We start from the raw sequence: 24,814 nt of genomic DNA on the forward strand, positions 1-24,814 counted from the left end.
AGTGTCGGCCGTTCTCTCACTGTTACAAAGCCGTTTGTTGCGGCCCGTGTTCGTTACCCTTGGTATCGCCCTTTTGGTGCAAGTGCTGGTGGCAGTCGCCCTGACGCGGAGCACGGTCACCGCGCTGGAAGCCGATCTTGGCGCTCGCCTGGGCGTCGACAGCCAGAAGCTGTCCGGTGAGCTGGAGCAGGCCGGGCGTGAGGTCACGTCGAGCCTCGATACCTTGTCCACCAACACTCGTCAGCGCCTGACTGCCGGCCTGTCCTCGCGTCTGAAGGACGAGCAGGCACAACTGCGCACGACGTTGGAAAAGGACCTGAAGGACTCGGCCAATGACATGGCTCAGTTGCTCGCCTCGGTTGCACCGCGTGCCATGTGGGACAGCGACGTGCCGACCCTTTCCGAATTCGCCCGTCGTGCCCAGCGCAATCCCAACGTGCTGTTCGTGGTCTATGACGACGCCACCGGGCAGCATCTGACGCGCTACCTCAACCGCGAAAATCCGATCAACAAGGCCCTGCTGGAAAAAGGTCAGGGCGAGCGTGCGCTGGACAAGGTGCTGGACGCGGCGAAGCACGATCCGTCGGTCTACTACCTTGAGGCCTCGATCAATCCCAATGGCGTGGAAATCGGCAAGGTACTGATGGGCGTTTCGACGGCCTCGGTGGAAACCGATCTGGCAGCACTCGACCAGCGCTTCTCGGCGCTGATCGCCAGCAGTGATCAATTGGTCGGCGACAGCCTGAAGGGGGCCGCCGCTGACAGCGCCGCAGCAATGCAGGCGCGTCTGCAGTCGGCGCAATCCACCGCTGCCGAAATGAAAGCCAATACCCGCAGCACCGTGCAGGACGCTGCCGCGACCTTGCGTTGGCGGATCGGCATGGGCCTGGCGCTGGTCGGCTGTGGGGTGCTGCTGTTGCTGGCGGTGGTGCTGGGGCATCGGGTGGTCAATCGCTTGAAGATGCTCAACGCTGCGATGGATGACCTCGCGGCAGGCGAGGGCGACCTGACCAAGCGTGTGCAGATCAACAGCAAGGACGAGATTGGCGACATGGCCTCGGCGGTCAATCGCTTTGTGGATAAGTTGCAGCCCATCGTGCGCGAAGCGGGCGACGTGGCTCAGCGCACGGGCGTGGAAATCGGCGCCATGACCCTGCGCAACGCCGGTGCCGATGCGGCCGCCGGGATGCAGCGTGACGAGGTTGCGGAAAGCCTGCGCGCGCTGTCGCAAATGGCCGACGAGGCACAATCGGAAAGCCATGCGATGCAGGCGGCATTAAAGCAGGTAGTGGATATTCGCCAGGCCACTGACGAAAACACCCGCACCTCGGCCAAGGTCGGCAGCCTGATCGAGGCGCTGGCGGGGCAGGTGGATACCGGGGCGAAAGTGATCGAGCGACTGGCACAGCAGAGTGAACAGATTGAAGTGGTGCTGACGGTGATTCACGGCATTGCCGAACAGACCAACCTGTTGGCACTCAACGCGGCCATTGAAGCGGCACGGGCCGGCGAGACCGGGCGTGGTTTTGCGGTGGTGGCGGATGAAGTGCGCGCCCTGGCGAGCAAGACGCAAAGCTCGACTGGCGACATTCAGGCGCACATCGTCGCCTTGCAGCAGGGCGCGCGTGAGGCGGTCGAGGCGATCGGTCAGGCCGGGCGCCAAGCCAGCGAGGGTTTGCTGGTGTTGCGCGACAGTGCGCGGTTGCAGCAGACGGTGCAGGCGTCAGTCGAGCAGGTGCACGCTGCGATCGGCTTGGCAACGCAGGCAGCAGCGCATCAGGCGCAGGGCGCGCAAGCGGTGCGCGGGCGGGTCGAGACGATTCATGCTCAGGCCGAGAAAGCGGCGCAGGCGGTGGTGGAGACCACGGCCAGTGGCAAGGTGCTGGATGGGTTGGCGGCGCAGTTGAAGGCAAGCCTGGGGCAGTTCCGGGCTTGATGTTGTCTGGTCGGGCCTCTTCGCGAGCAAGCCCGCTCCCACAGTTTGATCGCATACCAGCCTGGGAACGCGATCGAATGTGGGAGCGGGCTTGCTCGGGAAGGCGATTTCAGCGACTCAGATACATCCGCGTTGTGAGCAGATAAACCGGCAACCCTGACACCAGAATCAACAGCGCCGCATAAGGCGCTGCCGCCGCAAACTCGACATTCGCCGTATGCGCCCACACCTCGGTAGCCAGCGTATTGAGCCCGGTCGGACTCCCACAGTTTGATCGCATACCAGCCTGGGAGCGCGATCGAATGTGGGAGCGGGCTTGCTTGCGAAGGCGATTTCAGCGACTCAGATACATCCGCGTTGTGAGCAGGTAAACCGGCAACCCTGACACCAGGATCAACAACGCCGCATAAGGCGCTGCCGCCGCAAACTCGACATTCGCCGTATGCGCCCACACCTCGGTAGCCAGCGTATTGAGCCCGGTCGGACTCAGCAGCAGCGTCGCCGTCAGTTCTTTCATTGCATCCAGAAACACCAGCGCAAACGCCGCGCCCAATGCCGGGAAGATGATCGGCAGGGTCACCCGGCAAAACGCCGTGAACGACGACGCGCCCAGTGTGCGCGCGGCCTCTTCCAGCTGCGGCGCCGCCTTGTTCAGCGCCGTGCGAATCGGCGCCTGTGCCAGAGGCAAAAACAGCAGCGCATAAGCGATCAGCAGCAGCGCCGAAGTCTGGTACAGCGCCGGCACGTAATGCAGGGCGAAATACACCAGCGTCAGGGCAATCACCAGGCCCGGCAGCGCATGCAACAGATACGGCAAGCGTTCGGCCCAGATCGCCAGTTGGCCCTTGTAACGCACCACCAGCAGCCCGACCGGCACCGCCAGCATCAGGCACAGCGCTGCGCCGCCCAGCGACAGTGCCAGCGACGACAGCAGGGCCTCAGTGATTGCGGCGACCGGGAAGGCTGCCGATGAGCCGACCGCCAGCCAATACGCAAGCATGCCCAGCGGAATCCCGCTGCCGACAATCGCCAGCAACAGACAGTACAACTGACCGACGACGGCCCATGGCCCCAGTCGAACCTGCTCAGCCTGACGCGCCGCACCTTGGCCGGTGCGCACATGCCGGCCTTTGCCGCGTACACGCAGTTCCAGCCACAGCAGCGCCAGACACAGCGCGAGCAATACCGCCGAGAGCATCGCCGCGTTGGCGTTGCTGAATTCCAGTTCGAATTGCTGATAGATCGCCGTAGTGAAAGTTTGCAGGCCGATGATCGACAGAGCGCCGAATTCCACCAGCATGTGCAAGGCAATCAGCAGCGAGCCGGCCAGCAGCGACGGCCAAAGCAGTGGCAGGGTGACGCGGAAAAACACTCCCCAGCGGTTCTGCCCCAGGGTGCGGGCGGATTCTTCAAGGGACGGATCGAGGTTGCGCAAGGTCGCCGCTACCGGCAGAAAGATCAGCGGGTACTTCGACAGGCTCATCACCAGGATCGCTCCGCCAAGGCCTTCGAACTGTGCGCTCAACGACACCCAGGTGAAGCTGCTGACAAATGCCGGCACCGCGAACGGCAGGCACAGAATCACGCCCCACAGGCGCCGCCCCGGCAGATTGCTGCGCTCCAGCAGCCAGGCCAGCGACAGACCAATCACGCCGCAGGCGAGCGTCACGCCAACCATCAGTGCCAGAGTATTGCGCAGCAAACCGAACACGTACGGGCGCCACAGCAAGTGCAGCGCCTCAGCCCAGCCGGCCTGCCAGGCTTTCAGGCCGACGTAGGCCAGCGGCAACAGGCTCAGCACCACCAGCAATAAGACTGGCAGCACCAACCAGATTGACGGCCGCTTGCGCCGTGGCACGTAACCCCCGCGCGCGGCGGGGGCGGATAACGATGCGGCCATCAGTTCAGGCCAACTTCACGTTCCAGCTCCAAGGCCTCTTCGGCGTTGCCGAGGTCGGCCGGGGTGACGTTGGGTGCTTGCAGCTCACTGAATGGCTTGAGCCCGCGATCCGATTCCATGCCTTTGTGCAGCGGATACTCGGCGGTGGTCTGGGTGATCACGCGCTGGCCTTCCTCGCTGGCCATGTAGGCGAGCAATTGCTGGGCTTCTTTCGGGTGCTTGCTGGATTTCAGTACCGCTGCGCTGGACACGGTGATCAGCCCGCCGACGTCGCCGCCGGTGAAGTAATGCAGTTTCGAGTCGAGTTTGCCTTTTTCGCGCTGCAGGGCGAACCAGTAATAGTTGTTCACCAATACCGTGGCGACTTCGCCGTTCTCTACAGCTTTAAGCGCGACCATGTTGTTGCTGTAGGTTTTGCCGAAGGCGCGCAGGCCGGTCAGCCATTCTTCGGCGGCGTCACGACCGTGCACCTTGATGATTGCCACGGCCTGTTCCTGGAACGCGCCGCTGGTTGGCACGAAACCGACCTTGCCTTGCCATTTCGGATCGGAGAACCCGAGTACCGATGTCGGCAGATCCTTTTCATCGATCAGTTTCGGGTTGTACGCCACCACGCGAACCCGCGCAGTGACGCCGATCCAGGTGCCATTGCCGGCGACGTATTCTTTCGGCAACACGGCCAGCGTGGCGTCATCGGTCTTGGCCAGCAGGCCTTGTTCGCCAAGATTGTTCAGTGGCGGGGATTCTTCGGTGTAGATCACGTCGGCGGGGGAGCGGTCGCCTTCTTCGATCACCTGGCTGGCGAGCTGGTTGCTGCTGCCTTTGCGCACGTTGACGTGAATGCCGGTCTTGGCCTCGAAGGCTTTGGCGATCGCATCGCCGACTTCCTTGTGTTGACCGTTGTAGAGGGTCAGGGCAGTCGTGTCGGCTGCCTGGGTGAGGGGAGTGGCGAGTGCCAGGCCGAGCAGGGTGTAGGTCAAGCCTCGGCGCAGGGTATTTCGAAACGTCATTCGCGGGGTTCCTCACTGTCGCATTGCAAAAACTTGCAACAATGATAAACGATATTGTTTCTCAGATGCGCCTTGCGGGGAGGGCAGGTGTTTGTTAGGGCCGGTGGCTATTGGTTTTTCAATCGCCAGAAACGCAAAAACCCGCTTTCGCGGGTTTTTGTGAAATTCAAGGTCGTAACCTTGAATTTGAATTGGTGCCCAGAAGAAGACTCGAACTTCCACGACCGTAAGGTCACCAGCACCTGAAGCTGGCGTGTCTACCAATTTCACCATCTGGGCATTCATCGCGAGCGTTGCCGCTGTTGATGTGGCGCACTATACGGAGCGCTTTTTGATCTGTAAACCCCTGATTTGATTTTAATAAATCGGTTTTAACAAATCCGTTCCTTAGAATGCAAAAAACCCGCTTTCGCGGGTTTTTGTGTGAGTCTTGAAACTGATCTAGTCTCAAACTCGAAATTGGTGCCCAGGAGAAGACTCGAACTTCCACGACCGTAAGGTCACCAGCACCTGAAGCTGGCGTGTCTACCAATTTCACCACCTGGGCATGATCTACAGCGCGTCTGCGTTGTCGATGGCGCGCACTATACGGAGCGTCTTTTTAACTGTAAACCCCTGCCAGCAAAAAAAATGATTTTTTTTACCGGCGGTGTTCAAAAGGGCTTTCAGGCGTCGATACAAGGCTTTAGAAGGGCCTTATAGAGTCGGAAATTTCCCGTTTGATGGCGCCTATGCCAAACTAACCCGCATATAGACAAGGTGAAAACTCTCTAATGGCCGATTGGCAGTCCCTCGATCCCGAGGCCGCTCGTGAAGCGGAAAAATATGAAAACCCTATTCCTAGCCGCGAACTGATCCTGGCGCATCTCGCCGATCGGGGTTCGCCGGCTGCCCGCGAGCAACTGGTCGAAGAGTTTGGTCTGACCACAGAAGACCAGATCGAAGCCCTGCGCCGCCGCCTGCGCGCCATGGAGCGCGACGCTCAACTGATCTACACCCGCCGCGGCACTTACGCGCCGGTGGACAAGCTCGACCTGATCCTCGGCCGCATCAGCGGTCACCGTGACGGCTTCGGCTTCCTCGTGCCGGACGATGGTAGCGATGACCTGTTCATGAGCCCGGCGCAAATGCGCCTGGTGTTTGACGGTGACCGTGCGCTGGCCCGCGTTTCCGGTCTCGATCGTCGCGGACGCCGCGAAGGCGTGATCGTCGAAGTGGTGTCGCGTGCTCACGAAACCATCGTCGGTCGCTACTTTGAAGAAGGCGGCATCGGTTTTGTCGTCGCGGACAACCCGAAGATCCAGCAGGAAGTGCTGGTCACGCCGGGCCGCAACGCCAATGCGCAGATCGGTCAGTTCGTCGAGGTGAAAATCACCCACTGGCCGACTCCACGCTTCCAGCCGCAAGGCGACGTGGTCGAAGTGGTCGGCAACTACATGGCGCCGGGCATGGAAATCGATGTCGCGCTGCGCACTTACGACATTCCGCACGTCTGGCCTGAAGCCGTTCTGAAAGAAGCGGCCAAGCTCAAACCGGAAGTCGAAGAGAAGGACAAAGAGAAGCGCATCGACCTGCGCCATCTGCCGTTCGTCACCATTGACGGTGAAGACGCTCGCGACTTCGACGACGCGGTCTACTGCGAAGCCAAGCCGGGCAAGCTGCGCCTGTTCTCCGGCGGCTGGAAGTTGTACGTGGCGATTGCCGACGTTTCCAGCTACGTGAAGATCGGATCGGCCCTGGACAACGAAGCCCAGGTGCGCGGCAACTCGGTGTACTTCCCGGAGCGCGTAGTGCCGATGCTGCCTGAGCAGCTGTCCAACGGCCTGTGCTCGCTGAATCCGCATGTTGATCGTCTGGCCATGGTTTGCGAGATGACCATCTCCAAGTCCGGCGAAATGACCGACTACTGCTTCTATGAAGCGGTGATCCATTCCCACGCTCGTCTGACCTACAACAAGGTCAGCGCGATGCTGGAAACGCCGAAGGTTGCCGAAGCGCGCAAGCTGCGTGGCGAGTACACCGACGTCGTGCCGCACCTCAAGCAGCTTTATGCGCTGTACAAAGTATTGCTGGCTGCTCGCCACGTGCGCGGCGCGATCGATTTCGAAACGCAGGAAACCCGGATTATCTTCGGTTCCGAGCGCAAGATTGCCGAAATCCGTCCGACCACCCGCAACGATGCGCACAAGCTGATCGAGGAATGCATGCTGGCGGCCAACGTGGCCACCGCCGAATTCCTCAAGAAGCACGAAATTCCTGCGCTGTACCGCGTCCACGACGGCCCGCCACCGGAGCGTCTGGAAAAACTGCGCGCCTTCCTTGGCGAGCTGGGTCTGTCCCTGCACAAAGGCAAGGATGGTCCGTCGCCGAAGGATTATCAGGCCCTGTTGGCGAGCATCAAGGACCGTCCGGATTTCCACCTGATCCAGACCGTGATGCTGCGTTCGCTGAGTCAGGCGGTGTACAGCGCCCAGAACGAAGGCCACTTCGGCCTGAACTACGAAGCCTATACGCACTTCACTTCGCCGATCCGTCGTTACCCGGACCTGCTCACGCACCGCGCCATCCGCAGCGTGATCCATTCGAAACAGGATACCCCGCACGTTCGTCGTGCCGGTGCGATGAGCATTCCGAAGGCGCGTATCTATCCGTACGACGAAGCGGCGCTGGAGCAACTCGGCGAGCAGTGCTCGATGAGCGAACGCCGCGCCGACGAAGCGACCCGCGACGTCGTGAACTGGCTCAAGTGCGAGTTCATGAAGGATCGCGTGGGCGAATCGTTCCCGGGCGTGATCACCGCCGTGACCGGTTTTGGTCTGTTCGTGGAACTGACCGACATTTACGTCGAGGGTCTGGTCCACGTCACCGCGCTGCCGGGTGACTACTACCACTTCGACCCTGTGCATCACCGCCTGGCGGGCGAGCGCACCGGTCGCAGCTTCCGTCTCGGCGACACGGTTGAGGTGCGGGTCATGCGCGTCGACCTCGACGAGCGCAAGATCGATTTCGAGATGGCCGAAAAAACCATCAGCGCACCGATCGGCCGCAAGAAACGTGGCGCCGAAACCGCAGCACCTGCGGCCAAGGTTGCGGACGAAAAGGCTCCGGCAAAAACCGCCAGCCGTCGTCCAGCCAAGGAAAAGGCAGCGGAGGCCTATCGCCCGAGCGATGCCGTGGCGAAAAACGCCGAGCTGCGCAAAAGCCGCGAATTGAAGAAGGCCTTGTTGGCCGAAGCCAAAAGCGGTGGTAAAGCGGCGTCTGGGGGAAAGACCGGACGGTCGGCGCCTGACAAGGCTGCCGGCGGCAAGCCAGCCAAACCGAGCAAACACCGTAAAGGCCCGCCAAAAGCGGGTTCGGCTCCAGCCAGAAGTGGTGGGGCACGTAAACCGAAGGCGAAGTCATGAGTCAGTTGGAAAAAATCTACGGCGTTCACGCGGTAGAAGCGTTGTTGCGTCACCACCCGAAACGCGTCAAGCAGATCTGGCTGGCCGAAAGCCGCAACGATCCGCGCGTGCAGACTCTGATTGAGTTGGCCAACGAAAATCGCGTTCAGGTCGGCCAGGCCGAACGTCGCGAAATGGACGCCTGGGTTGAGGGCGTGCATCAGGGCGTGGTCGCGGACGTCAGCCCGAGCCAGGTCTGGGGCGAGGCGATGCTCGACGAGTTGCTCGACCGCACCGAAGGTGCGCCGTTGTTGCTGGTGCTTGACGGCGTGACCGATCCGCACAACCTCGGCGCCTGCCTGCGTTCGGCAGATGCTGCCGGCGCGCTGGCGGTGATCGTGCCGAAAGACAAGTCGGCAACCTTGACCCCGGTCGTGCGTAAAGTGGCTTGCGGCGCGGCGGAAGTGATTCCGTTGGTGGCGGTGACCAACCTTGCGCGTACGCTGGAAAAGCTTCAGCAGCGCGGTCTGTGGGTTGTCGGTACGGCGGGCGAGGCTGAAGTCAGCATTTACGACCAGGATCTGACTGGCCCGACCATCCTGATCATGGGCGCCGAAGGCAAAGGCATGCGTCGCCTGACCCGCGAACACTGCGACTATCTGGTGAACCTGCCGATGGCCGGTAGCGTCAGCAGTCTCAACGTGTCCGTGGCGACCGGCGTGTGCCTGTTCGAAGCGCAGCGTCAGCGCGGCGCCAAGGCCAAGGCAGCAGCCAGGAAGTAAGGCTGTACGCCATCAAACTGTGGGAGCGGGCTTGCTCGCGAAAGCGTAATGTCGGTCGACTTGAATGTTGCCTGATGTATCGCATTCGCGAGCAAGCCCGCTCCCACAGTGCTTTTCGGTGATTGTTCAAATAATCACCAATTGCCTTGCACCTCTTCTGTCCCTTCTCTACAATTGCGCCCCTTGCTGTGACGGCAGGCACGCATGTGCCCCGCGCCAGCAAGTCCATAAGTGTCATTCACTCCTTGTCTGACCGTTTTTGAGCGGCAGGCTACAACCCGTAAGGAGCATTCATGCGTCATTACGAAATCATCTTTCTGGTCCACCCTGACCAGAGCGAGCAAGTCGGCGGCATGGTTGAGCGTTACACCAAGCTGATCGAAGAAGACGGCGGCAAAATCCACCGTCTGGAAGATTGGGGCCGTCGTCAACTGGCCTACGCAATCAACAATGTTCACAAGGCTCACTACGTGATGCTGAACGTTGAGTGCACTGGCAAGGCCCTGGCCGAGCTGGAAGACAACTTCCGCTACAACGATGCTGTGATCCGTAACCTGGTCATCCGTCGCGACGAAGCCGTTACCGGCCAGTCCGAGATGCTCAAGGCTGAAGAAAACCGCAGTGAGCGCCGTGAGCGTCGCGACCGTCCTGAGCACGAAGGCGCTGATAGCGTTGATAGTGATGACAGCGACAACAGCGATAACGCTGACGAGTAATCCACGGACCTTTTAAGGAGCCTATCAAATGGCACGTTTCTTCCGTCGTCGTAAATTCTGCCGCTTCACCGCTGAAGACGTGAAAGAGATCGATTACAAAGATCTCAACACTCTGAAAGCCTACGTATCCGAGACCGGCAAAATCGTTCCAAGCCGCATCACCGGTACCAAAGCTCGTTATCAGCGTCAGCTGGCCACCGCTATCAAGCGCGCCCGCTTCCTGGCCCTGCTGGCCTACACCGACAGCCACGGCCGCTGAGACCGGGCAGTCGACAAGTAGCAAAGGATTGAATGCATGCGTGCCTTAGCTGAGTTCATCATGCGCGGCCGCATGCAGGCCACTCTTGTAGTGGCTGGATGTGCAACATTGCCGTTGTTGTATTGGTTGGGTGCTGCCGCCGGGAGCCTGGTGCTTCTGCGGCGCGGATTGACGGACGCCCTTGGCGTCCTGTCCCTGGGGCTGCTGCCGGCTTTGATCTGGTGGCTGTATGCCGATGATCCACGGGCACTTCTGGTGCTGCTGGGGTCTTCGGGGCTTGCGTTGGTGTTGCGCGCAAGCGAATCCTGGGTCCGCACGCTGCTGGTCAGCGTAGTGATCGGAGTGGTGTTTTCAGTGGTGCTCGGGGCGGCGTTTGCGGCCCAGATCGAGATGCTCGCGCAGGCCTTGATAAAGGTCATGCCGGCGCTTCTTGGTGAAACCTACAAGCAATTGTCGGTGGATGAGCAAGCGCGTTTCGCGTCCCTGATTGCACCGGTCCTGACCGGACTGATTGCGGCCCTGTTGCAGATCGTCAGCGTGCTGAGCCTGATTATCGGGCGTCATTGGCAGGCGTTGTTGTACAACCCGGGTGGTTTTGGTCGCGAGTTTCGCGCCATCCGGATCCCGCTGGGGCCGGCGATGTTGCTGCTGGCGTTGATGCTTCTGGGCCCGAATCTCGGTGCACAGATGGCCATGTTGACGCCGTTGTGCAGTGTACCGCTGGTGTTCGCCGGACTGGCCCTGATTCACGGGCTGGTCGGGCAGAAGCGACTGGCCGGTTTCTGGCTGGTGGGGTTGTACGTCACGCTGTTGCTGTTCATGCAGCTGATCTATCCGTTGCTCGTGGTTCTGGCCATTGTCGACAGCCTGATTGATTTTCGCGGTCGTCACGTGTCGAAAGACACCGATAACGCGAACGGTGAAGGTTAAAAGTTAAGAGGATTTCCACATGCAACTGATCCTTCTGGAAAAAATCGCCAACCTGGGCAACCTGGGCGACAAAGTAAACGTTAAGGCCGGTTACGGCCGTAACTACCTGCTGCCTTTCGGCAAAGCTACCGCTGCGACCGCTGCCAACCTGGCTGCTTTCGAAGAGCGTCGTGCTGAGCTGGAAAAAGCTGCCGCAGACCGTAAAGCATCGGCTGAAAGCCGTGCTGCCCAACTGGCCGAGCTGGAAGTGACCATCACTGCCACCGCTGGCGACGAAGGCAAGCTGTTCGGTTCGATCGGTACTCACGACATCGCTGACGCACTGACCGCTTCCGGCGTTGAAGTGCAGAAGAGCGAAGTTCGTCTGCCGAACGGCACCATCCGCAACGTGGGTGAATTCGACGTGGCTGTGCACCTGCACGCCGAAGTTGAAGCCACCGTACGCGTTGTCGTGGTAGCAGCTTAAGCAACACTTGTCGGCTGGCACCCTCGGGTGCTTGCCGGTAACATCGGGCACGATCCTGTTTACAGGTCGTGCCCTTTGTCTTTCTGGTACTCCCGTTTTCAACCCTGACTCCAAGTGGCCATGAACGAAATCTCCGCTCCCGAGCAATACGATCTGCAAACCGCCGCGCTGAAAGTGCCGCCGCATTCCATCGAGGCCGAACAGGCTGTACTCGGTGGTCTGATGCTGGACAACAACGCCTGGGAGCGCGTGCTCGATCAAGTCTCCGACGGCGATTTCTACCGGCATGACCACCGTTTGATCTTCCGTGCGATCGCCAAACTGGCCGATCAGAACATGCCGATCGACGTCGTGACCCTTGCCGAGCAATTGGACAAGGAAGGTCAGACGTCCCAGGTCGGCGGCCTCGGTTACCTGGGCGAACTGGCGAAGAACACGCCGTCGGTCGCCAACATCAAGGCCTACGCGCAGATCGTCCGCCAGCGTGCGACGTTGCGCCAGTTGATCGGCATCAGCACCGAAATCGCCGATGCGGCCTTCAACCCTGAAGGTCGTACCGCCGAAGAGATCCTCGACGAAGCCGAACGGCAGATCTTCCAGATCGCCGAGGCGCGGCCAAAAACTGGCGGCCCGGTGGGCGTCAACGAACTGTTGACCAAGGCCATCGATCGCATCGACACCTTGTTCAACACGGCTGACGCAATCACCGGCCTGTCCACCGGCTACACCGACCTCGACGAGAAGACCAGCGGCCTGCAACCGTCCGACCTGATCATCGTCGCCGGCCGTCCATCGATGGGTAAAACCACCTTCGCGATGAACCTGGTGGAAAACGCCGTACTGCGTAGCGAGAAGGCGGTGCTGGTGTATTCCCTCGAGATGCCAGGCGAATCGCTGATCATGCGTATGCTCTCGTCCCTGGGCCGTATCGACCAGACCAAGGTGCGTTCCGGCCAGCTGGAAGACGACGACTGGCCGCGCCTGACCTCGGCGGTCAACCTGCTCAACGACCGCAAGCTGTTCATCGATGACACCGCGGGCATCAGCCCCTCGGAAATGCGTGCGCGGACCCGGCGTCTGGTGCGTGAGCACGGTGATGTCGGCCTGATCATGATCGACTACCTGCAGCTGATGCAGATCCCTGGTTCCAGCGGTGACAACCGGACCAACGAGATTTCCGAGATCTCGCGATCCCTGAAAGCCCTGGCGAAGGAATTCAACTGCCCGGTGGTGGCGCTTTCGCAGCTCAACCGTTCCCTGGAACAACGTCCCAACAAGCGCCCGGTGAACTCCGACTTGCGGGAATCCGGAGCGATCGAGCAGGACGCCGACGTCATCATGTTCGTGTACCGGGACGAGGTCTATCACCCGGAAACCGAGCACAAGGGCATCGCCGAAATCATCATCGGCAAGCAGCGGAACGGTCCGATCGGTTTTATTCGCCTGGCCTTTATCGGTAAATACACCCGCTTCGAAAACCTCGCGCCGGGCAGTTACAACTTCGACGACGATGAGTAAATTCTTCATCGTTTGAGCTGACGCCTTCGCGAGCAAGCCCGCTCCCACACTTGGAATGCATTCAAATGTGTGTGCGGGCTTGCTCGCGAAGGGGCGTGGCGTAATTTCCGACCACAGCCGTCGGAATTGGTCAAAATTTGTGCTATATTCCGCGCCCGCGAAATTCAATGAAAGCCAACACCGGTTATCGACATGCAAGCAGCCAAGCCGTTATTTGACTATCCAAAGTACTGGGCCGAATGTTTCGGGCCAGCGCCGTTCCTGCCGATGAGCAGGGAGGAGATGGATCAGCTCGGCTGGGATTCCTGCGACATCATCATCGTCACCGGTGATGCTTACGTCGATCACCCGTCGTTCGGCATGGCGATCATCGGCCGGCTGCTGGAGTCCCAGGGCTTCCGCGTCGGGATCATTGCCCAGCCGAACTGGCAGTCCAAAGACGACTTCATGAAGCTCGGCGAGCCGAACCTGTTCTTCGGCGTCGCGGCCGGCAACATGGACTCGATGATCAACCGCTACACCGCGGACAAGAAAATCCGCTCCGACGACGCCTATACCCCGGGTGGCATGGCCGGCAAACGTCCGGATCGCGCGAGCCTGGTCTATAGCCAGCGTTGCAAGGAAGCGTACAAGCATGTGCCGATCGTACTCGGTGGCATCGAAGCGTCCCTGCGCCGTATCGCTCACTACGACTACTGGCAGGATCGCGTGCGCAACTCGATCCTGATCGACGCCAGCGCCGACATCCTGCTGTACGGCAACGCCGAGCGGGCGATTGTCGAAGTCGCGCAGCGTCTGTCCTACGGGCACAAGATCGAAGACATCACCGACGTGCGCGGCACCGCGTTCATCCGTCGTGACACGCCGCAAGGCTGGTACGAAGTCGATTCCACGCGTATCGACCGTCCGGGCAAGGTCGACAAGATCATCAACCCGTACGTGAACACCCAAGACACCCAGGCCTGCGCCATCGAGCAAGAAAAGGGCCCTGTGGATGATCCCGAGGAAGCCAAGGTCGTACAGATCCTGGCCAGCCCGAAGATGACCCGCGACAAGACCGTGATCCGCCTGCCGTCGATGGAAAAGGTGCGTAACGACCCGGTCCTGTACGCCCACGCCAACCGCGTGTTGCACCTGGAGACCAACCCGGGCAACGCCCGTGCGCTGGTGCAGAAACATGGCGAAATCGACGTCTGGTTCAACCCGCCGCCGATTCCGATGACCACTGAAGAAATGGACTACGTGTTCGGCATGCCTTACGCGCGGGTTCCGCACCCGGCGTACGGCAAGGAAAAGATCCCGGCCTACGACATGATCCGTTTCTCGGTGAACATCATGCGTGGCTGCTTCGGTGGCTGCACCTTCTGCTCGATCACCGAGCACGAAGGCCGGATCATCCAGAACCGTTCCGAAGAGTCGATCATTCGCGAAATCGAAGAGATCCGCGACAAGGTGCCAGGCTTCACCGGCGTCATCTCCGACCTCGGCGGCCCGACCGCGAACATGTACCGCATTGCCTGCAAGACACCGGAAATCGAATCCGCGTGCCGCAAGCCGTCCTGCGTGTTCCCGGGGATCTGCCCGAACCTGAACACCGACCACTCGTCGCTGATTCAGCTGTACCGCAGCGCCCGTGCCTTGCCGGGTGTGAAGAAGATCCTGATCGCTTCCGGGCTGCGTTACGACCTCGCGGTCGAGTCGCCGGAGTACGTCAAGGAGCTGGTGACCCACCACGTCGGCGGGTACCTGAAGATCGCCCCGGAACACACCGAGGAAGGTCCGCTCAACCAGATGATGAAACCGGGCATCGGCAGCTATGACAAGTTCAAGCGCATGTTCGAGAAGTACACCAAGGAAGCGGGCAAAGAGCAGTACCTGATTCCGTACTTCATCGCCGCCCACCCAGGCACCACCGACGAAGACATGATGAACCTCGCGCTATGGCTCAAGGGCAACGGCTTCCGTGCCGACCAGGTGCAGGCGTTCTACCCGTCGCCAATGGCTACCGCCACCGCGATGTACCACTCGGGCAAGAACCCGCTGCGCAAGGTCACGTACAAGAGCGACGGCGTCACCATCGTCAAGAGCGAAGACCAGCGTCGCCTGCACAAGGCGTTCCTGCGTTATCACGATCCGAAAGGCTGGCCGATGCTGCGCGAAGCGCTGATTCGCATGGGCCGTGGTGATCTGATCGGGCCGGGCAAGGATCAACTGATCCCGGCCCATCAGCCAGCGACCGACAGCTACCAGAGCGCCCGTCGCAAGAACTCGACACCGGCCGGCAGCCACAAGGTCGCGAAAGAGAAGACCACCAAGATTCTCACCCAGCACAACGGCCTGCCGCCGCGTGCCAGTGACGGTGGCAACCCTTGGGACAAGCGTGAACAGGCCAAGGCGGCGGCGTTCGCCCGCAACCAGCAGGCGGCCAAGGAGCGCAAGGACGCGGCCAAGGGCAAAGGGCCGAAACCGACCCGCAAGCCAGTGGTACCGCGCTAAGTCGCTTTTCAGCTCAACAGAACGCCAACCTTCGGGTTGGCGTTCTGCATTTCAGGGTTCAAGAAATGTGCTGAAACGACTGGCCCCTTCGCGAGCAAGCCCGCTCCCACATTTGGAATACGGTCTCCTGTGAGGGCCAGTGGTCCCGCGCCAAGTCGCTTTTTAGCCAACCTTCGGGTTGGCGTTTTGCATTTCAGGGTTCAAGAAATGTGCTGAAACGACTGGCCCCTTCGCGAGCAAGCCCGCTGCCACATTTGGAATACGGTCTCCTGTGAGGGCCAGTGGTCCCGCGCCAAGTCGCTTTTTAGCCAACCTTCGGGTTGGCGTTTTGCATTTCAGGGTTCAAGAAATGTGCTGAAACGACTGACCCCTTCGCGAGCAAGCCCGCTCCCACATTTGGAATACGGTCTCCTGTGAGGGCCAGTGGTCCCGCGCCAAGTCGCTTTTTAGCCAACCTTCGGGTTGGCGTTCTGCATTTCAGGGTTCAAGAAGTGCGCTGAAACGACTGGCCCCTTCGCGAGCAAGCCCGCTCCCACATTTGGAATACGGTCTCCTGTGAGGGCCAGTGGTCCCGCGCCAAGTCGCTTTTTAGCCAACCTTCGGGTTGGCGTTCTGCATTTCAGGGTTCAAGAAATGTGCTGAAACGACTGGCCCCTTCGCGAGCAAGCCCGCTCCCACATTTGGAATACGGTCTCCGGTGGGAGCGGGCTTGCTCGCGAAGGCGTCCTCAAAGGCGCCGCATCAACAAATGCCGCCACATTTAGGCGCAACTTCGCTAAACCATTTCCCCGCATCGCCCGATTTTGGTGCTGTACTGCCCTGAGCATTCCGGGAAAGCGCCCAAGCCTCTGCATGGCATAAGTCTTGCGCGCTTTCGAATACGCTTAGGCTCGCAGGAGGCACGCCGTGTCGATTCATGTCGCATTGCATCACGTCACGCATTACCGCTACGACCGTGCTGTCGAACTCGGTCCGCAGATCGTTCGCCTGCGCCCGGCTGCCCACAGCCGCACGCGGATACTGTCGTATGCGCTGAAAGTCTCGCCCGAGCAGCATTTCATCAACTGGCAGCAGGACCCGCAGGGCAACTACCTCGCGCGTCTGGTCTTCCCCGAGAAAACCGACGAACTGCGCATCGAGGTTGATCTGCTGGCCGAAATGGCTGTGTTCAACCCGTTCGACTTCTTCCTCGAACCCTACGCCGAGACAATCCCCTTCGCCTACGCGGTCGATGAACGCAAGGAACTGGCGCCGTACCTCGAAACCCTGCCGCTGACCCCGGCTTTCAAAGCCTATCTGGACGGCATCGATCGCACGCCGCTGCCCGCCGTGGATTTCCTGGTGATGCTCAACCAGCGCCTCAGCGAAGACATCCGCTACCTGATCCGCATGGAGCCGGGTGTGCAGACCCCGGAGCACACCCTCGAACACGCCTCCGGCTCCTGCCGCGATTCGGCGTGGCTGTTGGTGCAGTTGCTGCGTAATCTCGGGTTGGCCGCACGGTTTGTCTCCGGTTATCTGATTCAACTCACCGCCGACGTGAAAAGCCTCGACGGCCCGTCCGGCACCGAAGTCGACTTCACCGACCTGCACGCCTGGTGCGAGGTGTACTTGCCCGGTGCCGGCTGGATCGGTCTGGATGCCACGTCCGGATTGTTCGCCGGTGAAGGGCATATCCCGTTGGCCTGTAGTCCCGATCCGTCCTCGGCAGCGCCGATCAGCGGCTTGGTCGAGCCGTGCGAATGCCAGTTCAGCCACGAGATGTCGGTGGAGCGGATCTGGGAAGCGCCACGGGTGACCAAGCCCTACACCGACGAGCAGTGGCAGGCGATTCAAGCGCTGGGCCGTCAAATCGATGCTGATCTGCTGCAAGGCGATGTTCGCCTGACCATGGGCGGCGAACCGACCTTTGTCTCCATCGACGACCCGGACGGCGCGGAATGGAACACGGCGGCGTTGGGCCCGGACAAGCGCCGGCTCTCCGCCGAACTGTTCCAGCGCATGCGCAAACACTACGCGCCCAAAGGCCTGGTGCATTTCGGTCAGGGCAAGTGGTACCCGGGCGAGCAATTGCCGCGCTGGTCGCTGAACTGTTACTGGCGCCGGGACGGCGTGCCGATCTGGCACAACAATGCGCTGATCGCCGACGAACAGCAGGATTACGGGGCTGACGGCGTGCTGGCCGGGCGTTTTCTGGCGAGTGTCGCCGAGCGCCTGAAGTTGCCCGCCCGCTTTGTGTTTGCGGCCTACGAAGACAACTTCTATTACCTCTGGCGCGAGGGCGCGCTGCCGAGCAACGTCAGTGCCGAAGACTCACGGCTGGAAGAACCGCTGGAGCGCTCGCGTCTGCGCAAAGTCTTCAGTCAGGGCCTGGATAAAGTGATCGGCCAGGTGCTGCCGCTGGCGCGCACCGCCAAGGGCGATCAATGGCAGAGCGGGCGCTGGTATCTGCGTGACGAGCATTGCCGACTGGTGCCGGGAGACTCGCCGCTGGGTTATCGCCTGCCGCTCGGTTCGCAGCCATGGGTGAAGGCCGCCGAGTATCCGTTCATTCATCCCAACGATCCGAATCAGGACTTCCCGCCGCTACCGGATGCGGCCCAGCTCAATAGCCACGGCGAGGCGGCCCCGGCGCAGGAGCGCGCAGCGAAAATCGACGAGTCCGCCGACTGGCTGACCCGCACCGCGTTCTGCGCCGAGGCGCGCGAAGGGCGTCTGTATCTGTTCATGCCGCCGCTGGAGCGGGTCGAGGATTATCTGGAACTGGTGGCGGCTATCGAGGCCACCGCCGAAGAGCTGCATTGCCCGGTGCTTCTGGAAGGTTATGAGCCGCCGAGTGATCCGCGCCTGAGCAACTTCCGTATCACTCCGGATCCGGGCGTGATCGAGGTCAACGTGCGGCCGTCCGCGTCTTGGGACGAATTGGTCGAGCGCACCGAGTTTCTCTATGAAGAGGCACGGCAAACCCGCCTGACCACCGAAAAATTCATGATCGACGGGCGTCACACCGGCACTGGCGGCGGCAACCATTTCGTCCTCGGTGGCGCGACCCCGGCGGACTCGCCGTTCCTGCGCCGCCCGGATCTGTTGCGCAGTCTGATCAGCTATTGGCATAACCACCCGTCGTTGTCCTACCTGTTTTCCGGCTTGTTCATCGGCCCGACCTCGCAGGCACCACGGGTCGACGAGGCGCGCAACGACGCCTTGTACGAACTGGAAATCGCCTTCGCGCAGATGCCGCAAGTGGGCGAAGAATGCCCGCCTTGGCTGGTGGATCGGTTGCTGCGCAATTTACTGATCGACGTCACTGGCAACACTCACCGTGCCGAGTTCTGCATCGACAAACTGTATTCGCCGGACGGTGCCACCGGGCGCCTCGGTCTGCTGGAGTTGCGCGCGTTTGAAATGCCGCCGCATGCACGCATGAGTCTGGCTCAGCAGTTGTTGCTGCGGGCGCTGGTTGCGCGATTCTGGCGTGAACCGTATGCGCCGCCAAAACTGGCGCGCTGGGGCACCGAACTGCACGACCGGTTCATGCTGCCGCACTTCATCGAGCAGGATTTTGCCGACGTCATCGTCGAACTCAACAGTGCCGGTTATCCATTGCGCGCCGAGTGGTTCGCCGCGCATCTGGAGTTCCGTTTCCCCAAGGTCGGCGATTGGGCGGTCAATGGCATCGAACTGGAACTGCGCCAGGCGCTGGAGCCTTGGCATGTGCTGGGCGAGGAGGGCACGGCGGGCGGCACGGTGCGCTATGTCGATTCGTCGCTGGAGCGTCTGCAGATCAAAGTCAACGGGCTGCCGCCACAACGTTACCTGCTGACCTGCAACGGCGTCCCGGTGCCGCTGCAGCCGACCGGGCGCATCGGCGAGTTTGTTGCCGGTGTGCGCTTTCGGGCCTGGCAACCGGCCAACTGCCTGCAACCGACCATCCCGGTGCACGCGCCGCTGGTGTTCGACCTGCTCGACACCTGGATGCAGCGCTCGCTGGGCGGCTGTCAGTACCACGTGGCGCACCCGGGCGGGCGCAACTACGAGACGCTGCCGGTCAATGCCAACGAAGCGGAGAGCCGGCGCATGGCGCGGTTTTTCCGCATCGGCCACACGCCAGGGAAACTTCCGATACCGAACCTGACAATCTCCGACGAGCTGCCAATGACGCTCGATTTGCGACGTTTCTGAGTTCTGTACGACATGCGGATTTTTCGTATATCCGCGTGTCATGCGCCTGCGTTAGTCTGACCGTTCCTTGCTGTCTGCCGAGCTTTCCATGCCTGACCTGCTAGACCGCTACCCGCGCACTGCGGGCACTTACCACGAACTGCTGGATGACAGCGGGGAGGTGCGCGCGCATTGGCGGCGGCTGTTTGATCAGTTACAGCGCAGCAGCCCGGCGCAACTGGTGCAGCGTCAGGCGTTGCTGGCGCGGCAGATCCAGGAAAACGGCGTCACCTATAACGTTTATGCCGATCCAAAAGGCGCGGATCGGCCGTGGGAGCTGGACCTGCTGCCGCACGTGATCGCCGCTGACGAGTGGCAGCATCTGTCAGCCGGGATTGCCCAGCGTGCGCGCCTGCTCAATGCCGTGCTGGCCGATCTGTATGGCCCGCAGCGGTTGATCAGCGAAGGACTGTTGCCGGCGGAGCTGGTCTTTGGCCACAACAACTTTCTTTGGCCCTGCCAGGGCATTGCGCCGCCGGAAGAGGCCTTTCTGCATCTGTACGCCGTGGACCTGGCGCGCACGCCAGACGGTCGCTGGTGGGTCACCGCGGATCGCACGCAAGCGCCTTCGGGAGCGGGTTATGCGTTGGAAAACCGTACGATCGTGTCCCGCGCCTTTCCCGAGTTGTACCGCGACTTGAAGGTGCAACATCTGGCCGGATTCTTCCGCACGTTGCAGGAAACCCTCGCGCGTCAGGCACCGAGCGACGATGACGCACCGCTGGTGGTGCTGCTGACGCCCGGACGCTTCAACGAAAGCTATTTCGAACACCTGTATCTGGCGCGCCAGCTCGGTTATCCACTGGTGGAGGGCGGCGACCTGACGGTGCGCGACGCCACGGTGTACCTGAAAACCCTCAGTGGCTTGCGTCGGGTGCACGCGATCATGCGTCGTCTGGATGATGACTTCTGCGATCCGCTGGAGCTGCGCACCGATTCGGCACTTGGCGTTCCCGGTCTGCTTGAGGCGGTGCGCCAAGGGCGCGTGCTGGTCGCCAATGCACTGGGCAGCGGCGTGCTGGAGTCTCCGGGACTGCTCGGGTTTCTGCCGAAGATCAATCAGTACCTGTTCGGCGAAGAGCTGATCCTGCCATCCATCGCCACCTGGTGGTGCGGTGAGCCACCGGTGCTGGCGCAGGCGCTGGAAAAACTGCCGGAGCTGCTGATCAAACCGGCGTTCCCCTCACAAAGCTTTGCGCCGGTGTTCGGCCGGGATCTGAGTGAACAACAGCGTCAGGCGCTCGCCGAACGCATGCAGGCCCGGCCTTATGCCTACGTGGCGCAAGAGCTGGCGCAGCTGTCACAGGCACCGATCTGGCAAGCCGTGGACGGCCAGTTGCAACCGCGGGCCATCGGCATGCGCATGTACGCCGTGGCCAGTCGCGATGGTTATCGCGTATTGCCCGGCGGCCTGACCCGGGTGGCCGCCGAGGCTGATGCCGAAGTGGTGTCGATGCAGCGCGGCGGGGCGAGCAAGGACACCTGGGTGTTGGGCGAGCGCCCGCCCAGTGGCGAGCAGTGGAAGACTCAACGCAACGTCGGCGTGCACGATCTGGTACGACGCGACCCGTACCTGCCGTCACGGGTGGTGGAGAATCTGTTCTGGTTCGGCCGCTATTGCGAGCGTTGTGACGACAGTGCGCGATTGCTGCGGATCATGCTTGCGCGGTATGTCGATGGCGACGACCCGCAAGCCTTGCAAGCGGCGGTCGAACTGGGCGAGCGCCTGATGTTGTTGCCGGAGGAGGGCGAGCTGCCGGAGCGCTTGCTGGCAGCGCTGCTTGGCGAAGACTGGTCATTCAGCCTGCGCTCCAATCTGCAACGCCTGCAGTGGGCGGCCTCGCAGGTGCGCGGCAAACTCTCGCGGGAAAACTGGCAGGCTCTGGTGGAGTTGCAGCGCGAAGCCATGGAGCTGGACACTGACGAGCCGGACTTCGGCGAGCTGCTGGATTTTCTCAACCGTTTGGTGATGTCACTGGCGGCGCTGTCCGGTTTTGCCCTGGACGACATGACCCGCGACGAAGGCTGGCGCTTCCTGATGATCGGCCGGCGCATTGAGCGCCTGCAGTTCCTCAGCAGCAGCCTTGCGGCGTTCCTGCGCGGTAGCGCCGCGTTCGATCAGGCGGGGCTGGAGTGGCTGCTGGAACTGGGCAACAGCAGCATCACTTACCGTTCCCGTTATCTGGCGGTGGCGCAGTTGATTCCGGTGCTCGACTTGTTGCTGCTCGACGAACAGAACCCGCATGCGGTGTTGTTCCAGTTGAAACTGGTGACCCGCACGCTGAAGCGCTTGAACGATGATTTTGGCGTGCCCCGCGAGGCCGGGCTGCCGCAACTGGTCGAGCGGCTGGCACGCTTTGATCTGGGTTGCCTGGAAAATTCGCTGTTCGGCGAGTCCAGCGTGCGCGCCGCACTCGATGGTCTGGCGGGCTTGTTGCAAGACATCGCCGAGGCCAGCGGGCAAGTCTCGGATCGTCTGGCCCTGCGCCACTTTGCCCATGTCGATGATGTCAGCCAGCGCACGGTGTCCGTCTGATGAACGCGCATTACCAGATCTTCCACGACACCTGTTATCACTACGACAGTCCGGTGTCGCTGGCTCAGCAATTGGCGCACCTGTGGCCCCGTGAATGCACATGGCAGCGCTGCACCGAACAGCAATTGCTGATCAGTCCGGAGCCGACGAGCCGGCGCGATGAACTCGATGTCTTCGGCAACCCGCTGACCCGTCTGGCGTTCGAGCGACCGCACGACGAGTTGCAGGTCAACGCACGGCTCACCGTTGAAGTGCTGGCGCGGCCGCTGGCGGACTTCAGTCTCTCCCCGGCGTGGGAGCAGACGCGCAATGCGCTGACCTACAGCAGCCAGCCGTTGTCGGCCCCGATGCTGGAGGCTTGTCGTTATCGCTTTCAGTCACCCTACGTGCACCTGAAGCGCAGCTTTGTCGAGTTCTCTGAAAGCTGCTTCCCGCCGGGCCGGCCCTTGATGCTCGGCGTGCAAGCCTTGATGCAGAAGATTTTCAGCGAGTTCACCTTCGATGCCGAGGCCACTCAGGTGGCGACGCCGCTGGTGGAGGTGCTGGAGCGACGGCGTGGCGTGTGTCAGGACTTCGCCCATCTGATGCTCGCCTGCGTGCGCTCGCGGGGGCTGGCAGCGCGTTACATCAGCGGCTATTTGCTGACCCAGCCACCGCCGGGTCAGCCGCGGCTGATCGGTGCCGATGCGTCGCATGCCTGGGTGTCGGTGTTCTGTCCGGTGTTGGGCTGGGTGGATTTCGATCCGACCAACAATGTGCAGCCGGCGCTGGAGCACATCACCCTGGCGTGGGGCCGGGACTTTTCTGATGTGTCGCCGTTGCGGGGGGTGATTCTGGGGGGCGGCAGTCACGACCCGGAAGTGCGGGTCACCGTAATGCCACTGGAGGAGTGAAGATCAAATGTGGGGGCGGGCTTGCTCGCGAAAGCAATTGTTCAGTCACATCCAGAGTGAATGTTCCGACGCTTTCGCGAGCAAGCCCGCTCCCACAGGGATTGTGTTCAAGGTTTCAGCAGTTTGCTCAGGCGTCGGGCGCCTGATCTTTCGGTGCATCAACATCATCATCGTTGTCAGTCGCCACTTCACCGTCAGGGTTCAGTGCCGCTTCTTCAGCCATTTGTTTCTTGCGCTGAAGCTTTTCCTCTTTCTTCTGCTCCTTTGCCAGGTCTCGTTGACGTTTGGCGAAGGAGTAATTGGGTTTGGCCATGGGCGATCCTCTTGGGTCGAAGGTGAGGTTGAGCGGCGCGTATTCTGCCCTGTATCGGTGTCCGGCGGTTAGCCGGGTTTTTGGTCGACCCACTTGGGGGTGATGGTCGGCTTCCACTGATCGAGGGCGTCGAGCAGGGTTTGTGGCGATTCGCTCACTTGCAGCATGTCACGGTGTGGAGCGCGAACGAAGCCTTCGCCGACGATATGGTCGAGAAAAGCGGTGAGTTTGCTGTAAAAACCATTCACTTCCAGCAGGCCCAGCGGCTTGCCGTGATAGCCGAGCTGGCCCCAGGTCCAGACTTCGAACAGCTCTTCCAGCGTGCCGAGGCCGCCGGGCAGCGCGATGAACGCATCGCTCAGTTCGGCCATGCGTGCCTTGCGCGCGTGCATGCCGTCGACCACTTCGAGGCGGGTCAGGCTTTTGTGGCCGATTTCCTTGTCCATCAGGCTTTGCGGGATGATCCCGATCACTTCACCGCCGGCGGCCAGTGCGGCGTCGGCGACAAGCCCCATCAACCCCACGGCGCCACCGCCATAGACCAGGGTCAACTGGCGCTCGGCCAACGCGCGGCCAAGCGCTTTGGCGGCTTCGGTGTAAGCCGGATCAGTGCCGGCGTTGGCACCGCAAAATACACACACGGATTTGAGAGACATGCCTTCCTCCTGGGTCAATCCGTCACAGGGTAATGGCTGGCACGCCTTGATCCAAGGGCTAAACTTCGCGCTCTGGCGATTCAAAGGTACCGCTGGCGCCACAGGCGTAGGCGGCGAGCAAACTGCACAACAGACCGTTAAAGAACATGACAGGCACTCCGTCTCAGTAGATGGGCCGATCATAGGGCCGGCCGGGGAATCTGACCGGTAGATTGTTTCGATGAGTGTCATAGCCTGAAAGTTGTATACAATTTTTGACTCAAGTCATAGGAACTTGCGAAGATTTCAGGCAGTCTTTCCACCATTCGTGTTTTTGTTAACCCTGCCTTGGAGATTCACCATGTTTTCCAAAGTTGTTGCGGTATCCCTGCTGGCGCTGGCCAGCAGCCAATTGATGGCTGCCGAGTGCAAAACCACCGTTGACTCCACCGACCAGATGTCCTTCAACACCAAGGAGATCGTGATCGACAAGAGCTGCAAGACCTTCACCGTCGAGCTGACCCACTCCGGCAGCCTGCCGAAGAACGTCATGGGCCATAACCTGGTCGTCAGCAAAACCGCTGACATGCAGCCGATCGCCACTGACGGCCTGGCCGCAGGCATCGACAAGAACTACCTGAAAGACGGCGACGAGCGCGTTATCGCTCACACCAAGATCATCGGTGCCGGCGAGAAAGACACGCTGACCATCGACGTATCGAAGCTGGCCGCTGGCACTGATTACGGCTTCTTCTGCTCGTTCCCGGGCCACATCTCGATGATGAAAGGCACCATTGCTGTCAAGTAAGCAGGTTTACCG

At 61.1% G+C, this 24,814-nt stretch carries 17 protein-coding genes, 2 tRNA genes and 1 pseudogene; 13 read left to right on the plus strand and 7 right to left on the minus strand.

Translation table 11 applies throughout. The annotated features are described in order from the left end of the window. Position 1 precedes the first annotated feature (1 nt). Positions 2–1,936, plus strand: coding sequence for a methyl-accepting chemotaxis protein (locus tag AC1UK9_RS02910; protein ID WP_482579324.1), 1,935 nt, complete (start codon positions 2–4; stop codon positions 1,934–1,936). A 109-nt stretch (positions 1,937–2,045) separates the two neighbouring features. Here the strand turns inward: AC1UK9_RS02910 and AC1UK9_RS02915 are convergent. The 5 genes and pseudogenes from AC1UK9_RS02915 to AC1UK9_RS02935 all read right to left on the minus strand — a co-directional run. Further along, positions 2,046–2,195, minus strand: a pseudogene (locus tag AC1UK9_RS02915) (hypothetical protein); the annotation flags it as partial. Positions 2,196–2,270: 75 nt separating this feature from the next. After that, positions 2,271–3,836 (minus strand): ABC transporter permease, encoded by a 1,566-nt coding sequence (locus tag AC1UK9_RS02920; protein WP_482579326.1) that lies wholly within the window; start codon positions 3,834–3,836, stop codon positions 2,271–2,273. Continuing rightward, a complete protein-coding gene (locus AC1UK9_RS02925) occupies positions 3,836–4,846 on the minus strand; it encodes an extracellular solute-binding protein (RefSeq protein WP_025111849.1) in 1,011 nt (336 codons plus the stop codon). Before AC1UK9_RS02925 ends, AC1UK9_RS02920 begins: the two co-directional genes overlap by 1 nt. A gap of 192 nt (positions 4,847–5,038) precedes the next feature. Beyond that, positions 5,039–5,125, minus strand: a tRNA-Leu gene (locus AC1UK9_RS02930). Between the two features lie 181 nt (positions 5,126–5,306). Then, a tRNA-Leu gene (locus AC1UK9_RS02935) sits at positions 5,307–5,393 on the minus strand. Positions 5,394–5,619: 226 nt separating this feature from the next. Between AC1UK9_RS02935 and rnr the strand changes: the two genes are divergently transcribed. The 11 genes from rnr (at position 5,620) to AC1UK9_RS02990 (ending at position 23,046) form a co-directional block, all read left to right on the plus strand. Then, positions 5,620–8,250 carry a ribonuclease R gene (gene rnr / locus AC1UK9_RS02940; protein WP_473014317.1) on the plus strand — a complete coding sequence of 877 codons (2,631 nt, stop codon included), beginning with the start codon at positions 5,620–5,622 and terminating at the stop codon, positions 8,248–8,250. Continuing rightward, positions 8,247–9,011 carry a 23S rRNA (guanosine(2251)-2'-O)-methyltransferase RlmB gene (gene rlmB / locus AC1UK9_RS02945; RefSeq protein ID WP_025111847.1) on the plus strand — a complete coding sequence of 255 codons (765 nt, stop codon included), beginning with the start codon at positions 8,247–8,249 and terminating at the stop codon, positions 9,009–9,011. The genes rnr and rlmB overlap by 4 nt, the downstream gene beginning before the upstream one ends. Positions 9,012–9,304: 293 nt before the next feature. Next, positions 9,305–9,727 carry a 30S ribosomal protein S6 gene (gene rpsF / locus AC1UK9_RS02950; protein WP_025111846.1) on the plus strand — a complete coding sequence of 141 codons (423 nt, stop codon included), beginning with the start codon at positions 9,305–9,307 and terminating at the stop codon, positions 9,725–9,727. Between the two features lie 28 nt (positions 9,728–9,755). Next, complete coding sequence (rpsR, locus tag AC1UK9_RS02955; RefSeq protein WP_002551829.1) at positions 9,756–9,986, plus strand: 30S ribosomal protein S18; 231 nt, start codon at positions 9,756–9,758, stop codon at positions 9,984–9,986. Between the two features lie 36 nt (positions 9,987–10,022). Next, positions 10,023–10,916, plus strand: coding sequence for a hypothetical protein (locus AC1UK9_RS02960; RefSeq protein ID WP_025111845.1), 894 nt, complete (start codon positions 10,023–10,025; stop codon positions 10,914–10,916). A gap of 19 nt (positions 10,917–10,935) precedes the next feature. Next, on the plus strand, positions 10,936–11,382 hold the full coding sequence (gene rplI / locus AC1UK9_RS02965; protein ID WP_003221136.1) for a 50S ribosomal protein L9: 447 nt from the start codon (positions 10,936–10,938) through the stop codon (positions 11,380–11,382). Positions 11,383–11,502: 120 nt separating this feature from the next. After that, on the plus strand, positions 11,503–12,900 hold the full coding sequence (dnaB, locus tag AC1UK9_RS02970) for a replicative DNA helicase (RefSeq protein WP_025111844.1): 1,398 nt from the start codon (positions 11,503–11,505) through the stop codon (positions 12,898–12,900). A 192-nt stretch (positions 12,901–13,092) separates the two neighbouring features. Then, positions 13,093–15,396 carry a YgiQ family radical SAM protein gene (locus AC1UK9_RS02975; protein ID WP_482579331.1) on the plus strand — a complete coding sequence of 768 codons (2,304 nt, stop codon included), beginning with the start codon at positions 13,093–13,095 and terminating at the stop codon, positions 15,394–15,396. A gap of 906 nt (positions 15,397–16,302) precedes the next feature. Further along, complete coding sequence (locus tag AC1UK9_RS02980) at positions 16,303–19,578, plus strand: transglutaminase family protein (RefSeq protein WP_482579333.1); 3,276 nt, start codon at positions 16,303–16,305, stop codon at positions 19,576–19,578. 88 nt (positions 19,579–19,666) lie between these two features. Next, positions 19,667–22,153 (plus strand): circularly permuted type 2 ATP-grasp protein, encoded by a 2,487-nt coding sequence (locus AC1UK9_RS02985; RefSeq protein WP_025111841.1) that lies wholly within the window; start codon positions 19,667–19,669, stop codon positions 22,151–22,153. Then, positions 22,153–23,046 carry a transglutaminase family protein gene (locus AC1UK9_RS02990; RefSeq protein ID WP_482579336.1) on the plus strand — a complete coding sequence of 298 codons (894 nt, stop codon included), beginning with the start codon at positions 22,153–22,155 and terminating at the stop codon, positions 23,044–23,046. Before AC1UK9_RS02985 ends, AC1UK9_RS02990 begins: the two co-directional genes overlap by 1 nt. A gap of 127 nt (positions 23,047–23,173) precedes the next feature. Here the strand turns inward: AC1UK9_RS02990 and AC1UK9_RS02995 are convergent, their stop codons facing one another. Together AC1UK9_RS02995 and AC1UK9_RS03000 are read right to left on the minus strand one after the other, a co-directional pair. Beyond that, positions 23,174–23,359 carry a hypothetical protein gene (locus tag AC1UK9_RS02995; RefSeq protein WP_025111839.1) on the minus strand — a complete coding sequence of 62 codons (186 nt, stop codon included), beginning with the start codon at positions 23,357–23,359 and terminating at the stop codon, positions 23,174–23,176. 68 nt (positions 23,360–23,427) lie between these two features. After that, positions 23,428–24,015, minus strand: coding sequence for an LOG family protein (locus AC1UK9_RS03000; RefSeq protein ID WP_482579338.1), 588 nt, complete (start codon positions 24,013–24,015; stop codon positions 23,428–23,430). 340 nt (positions 24,016–24,355) lie between these two features. Here AC1UK9_RS03000 and azu point away from each other — a divergent pair, with 340 nt between their 5' ends. Then, a complete protein-coding gene (gene azu, locus AC1UK9_RS03005; protein WP_025111837.1) occupies positions 24,356–24,802 on the plus strand; it encodes an azurin in 447 nt (148 codons plus the stop codon). The last annotated feature ends 12 nt before the right edge of the window (positions 24,803–24,814 follow it).

The sequence above is a fragment of the Pseudomonas sp. AK-TSAG1-1 genome, assembly GCF_056821665.1.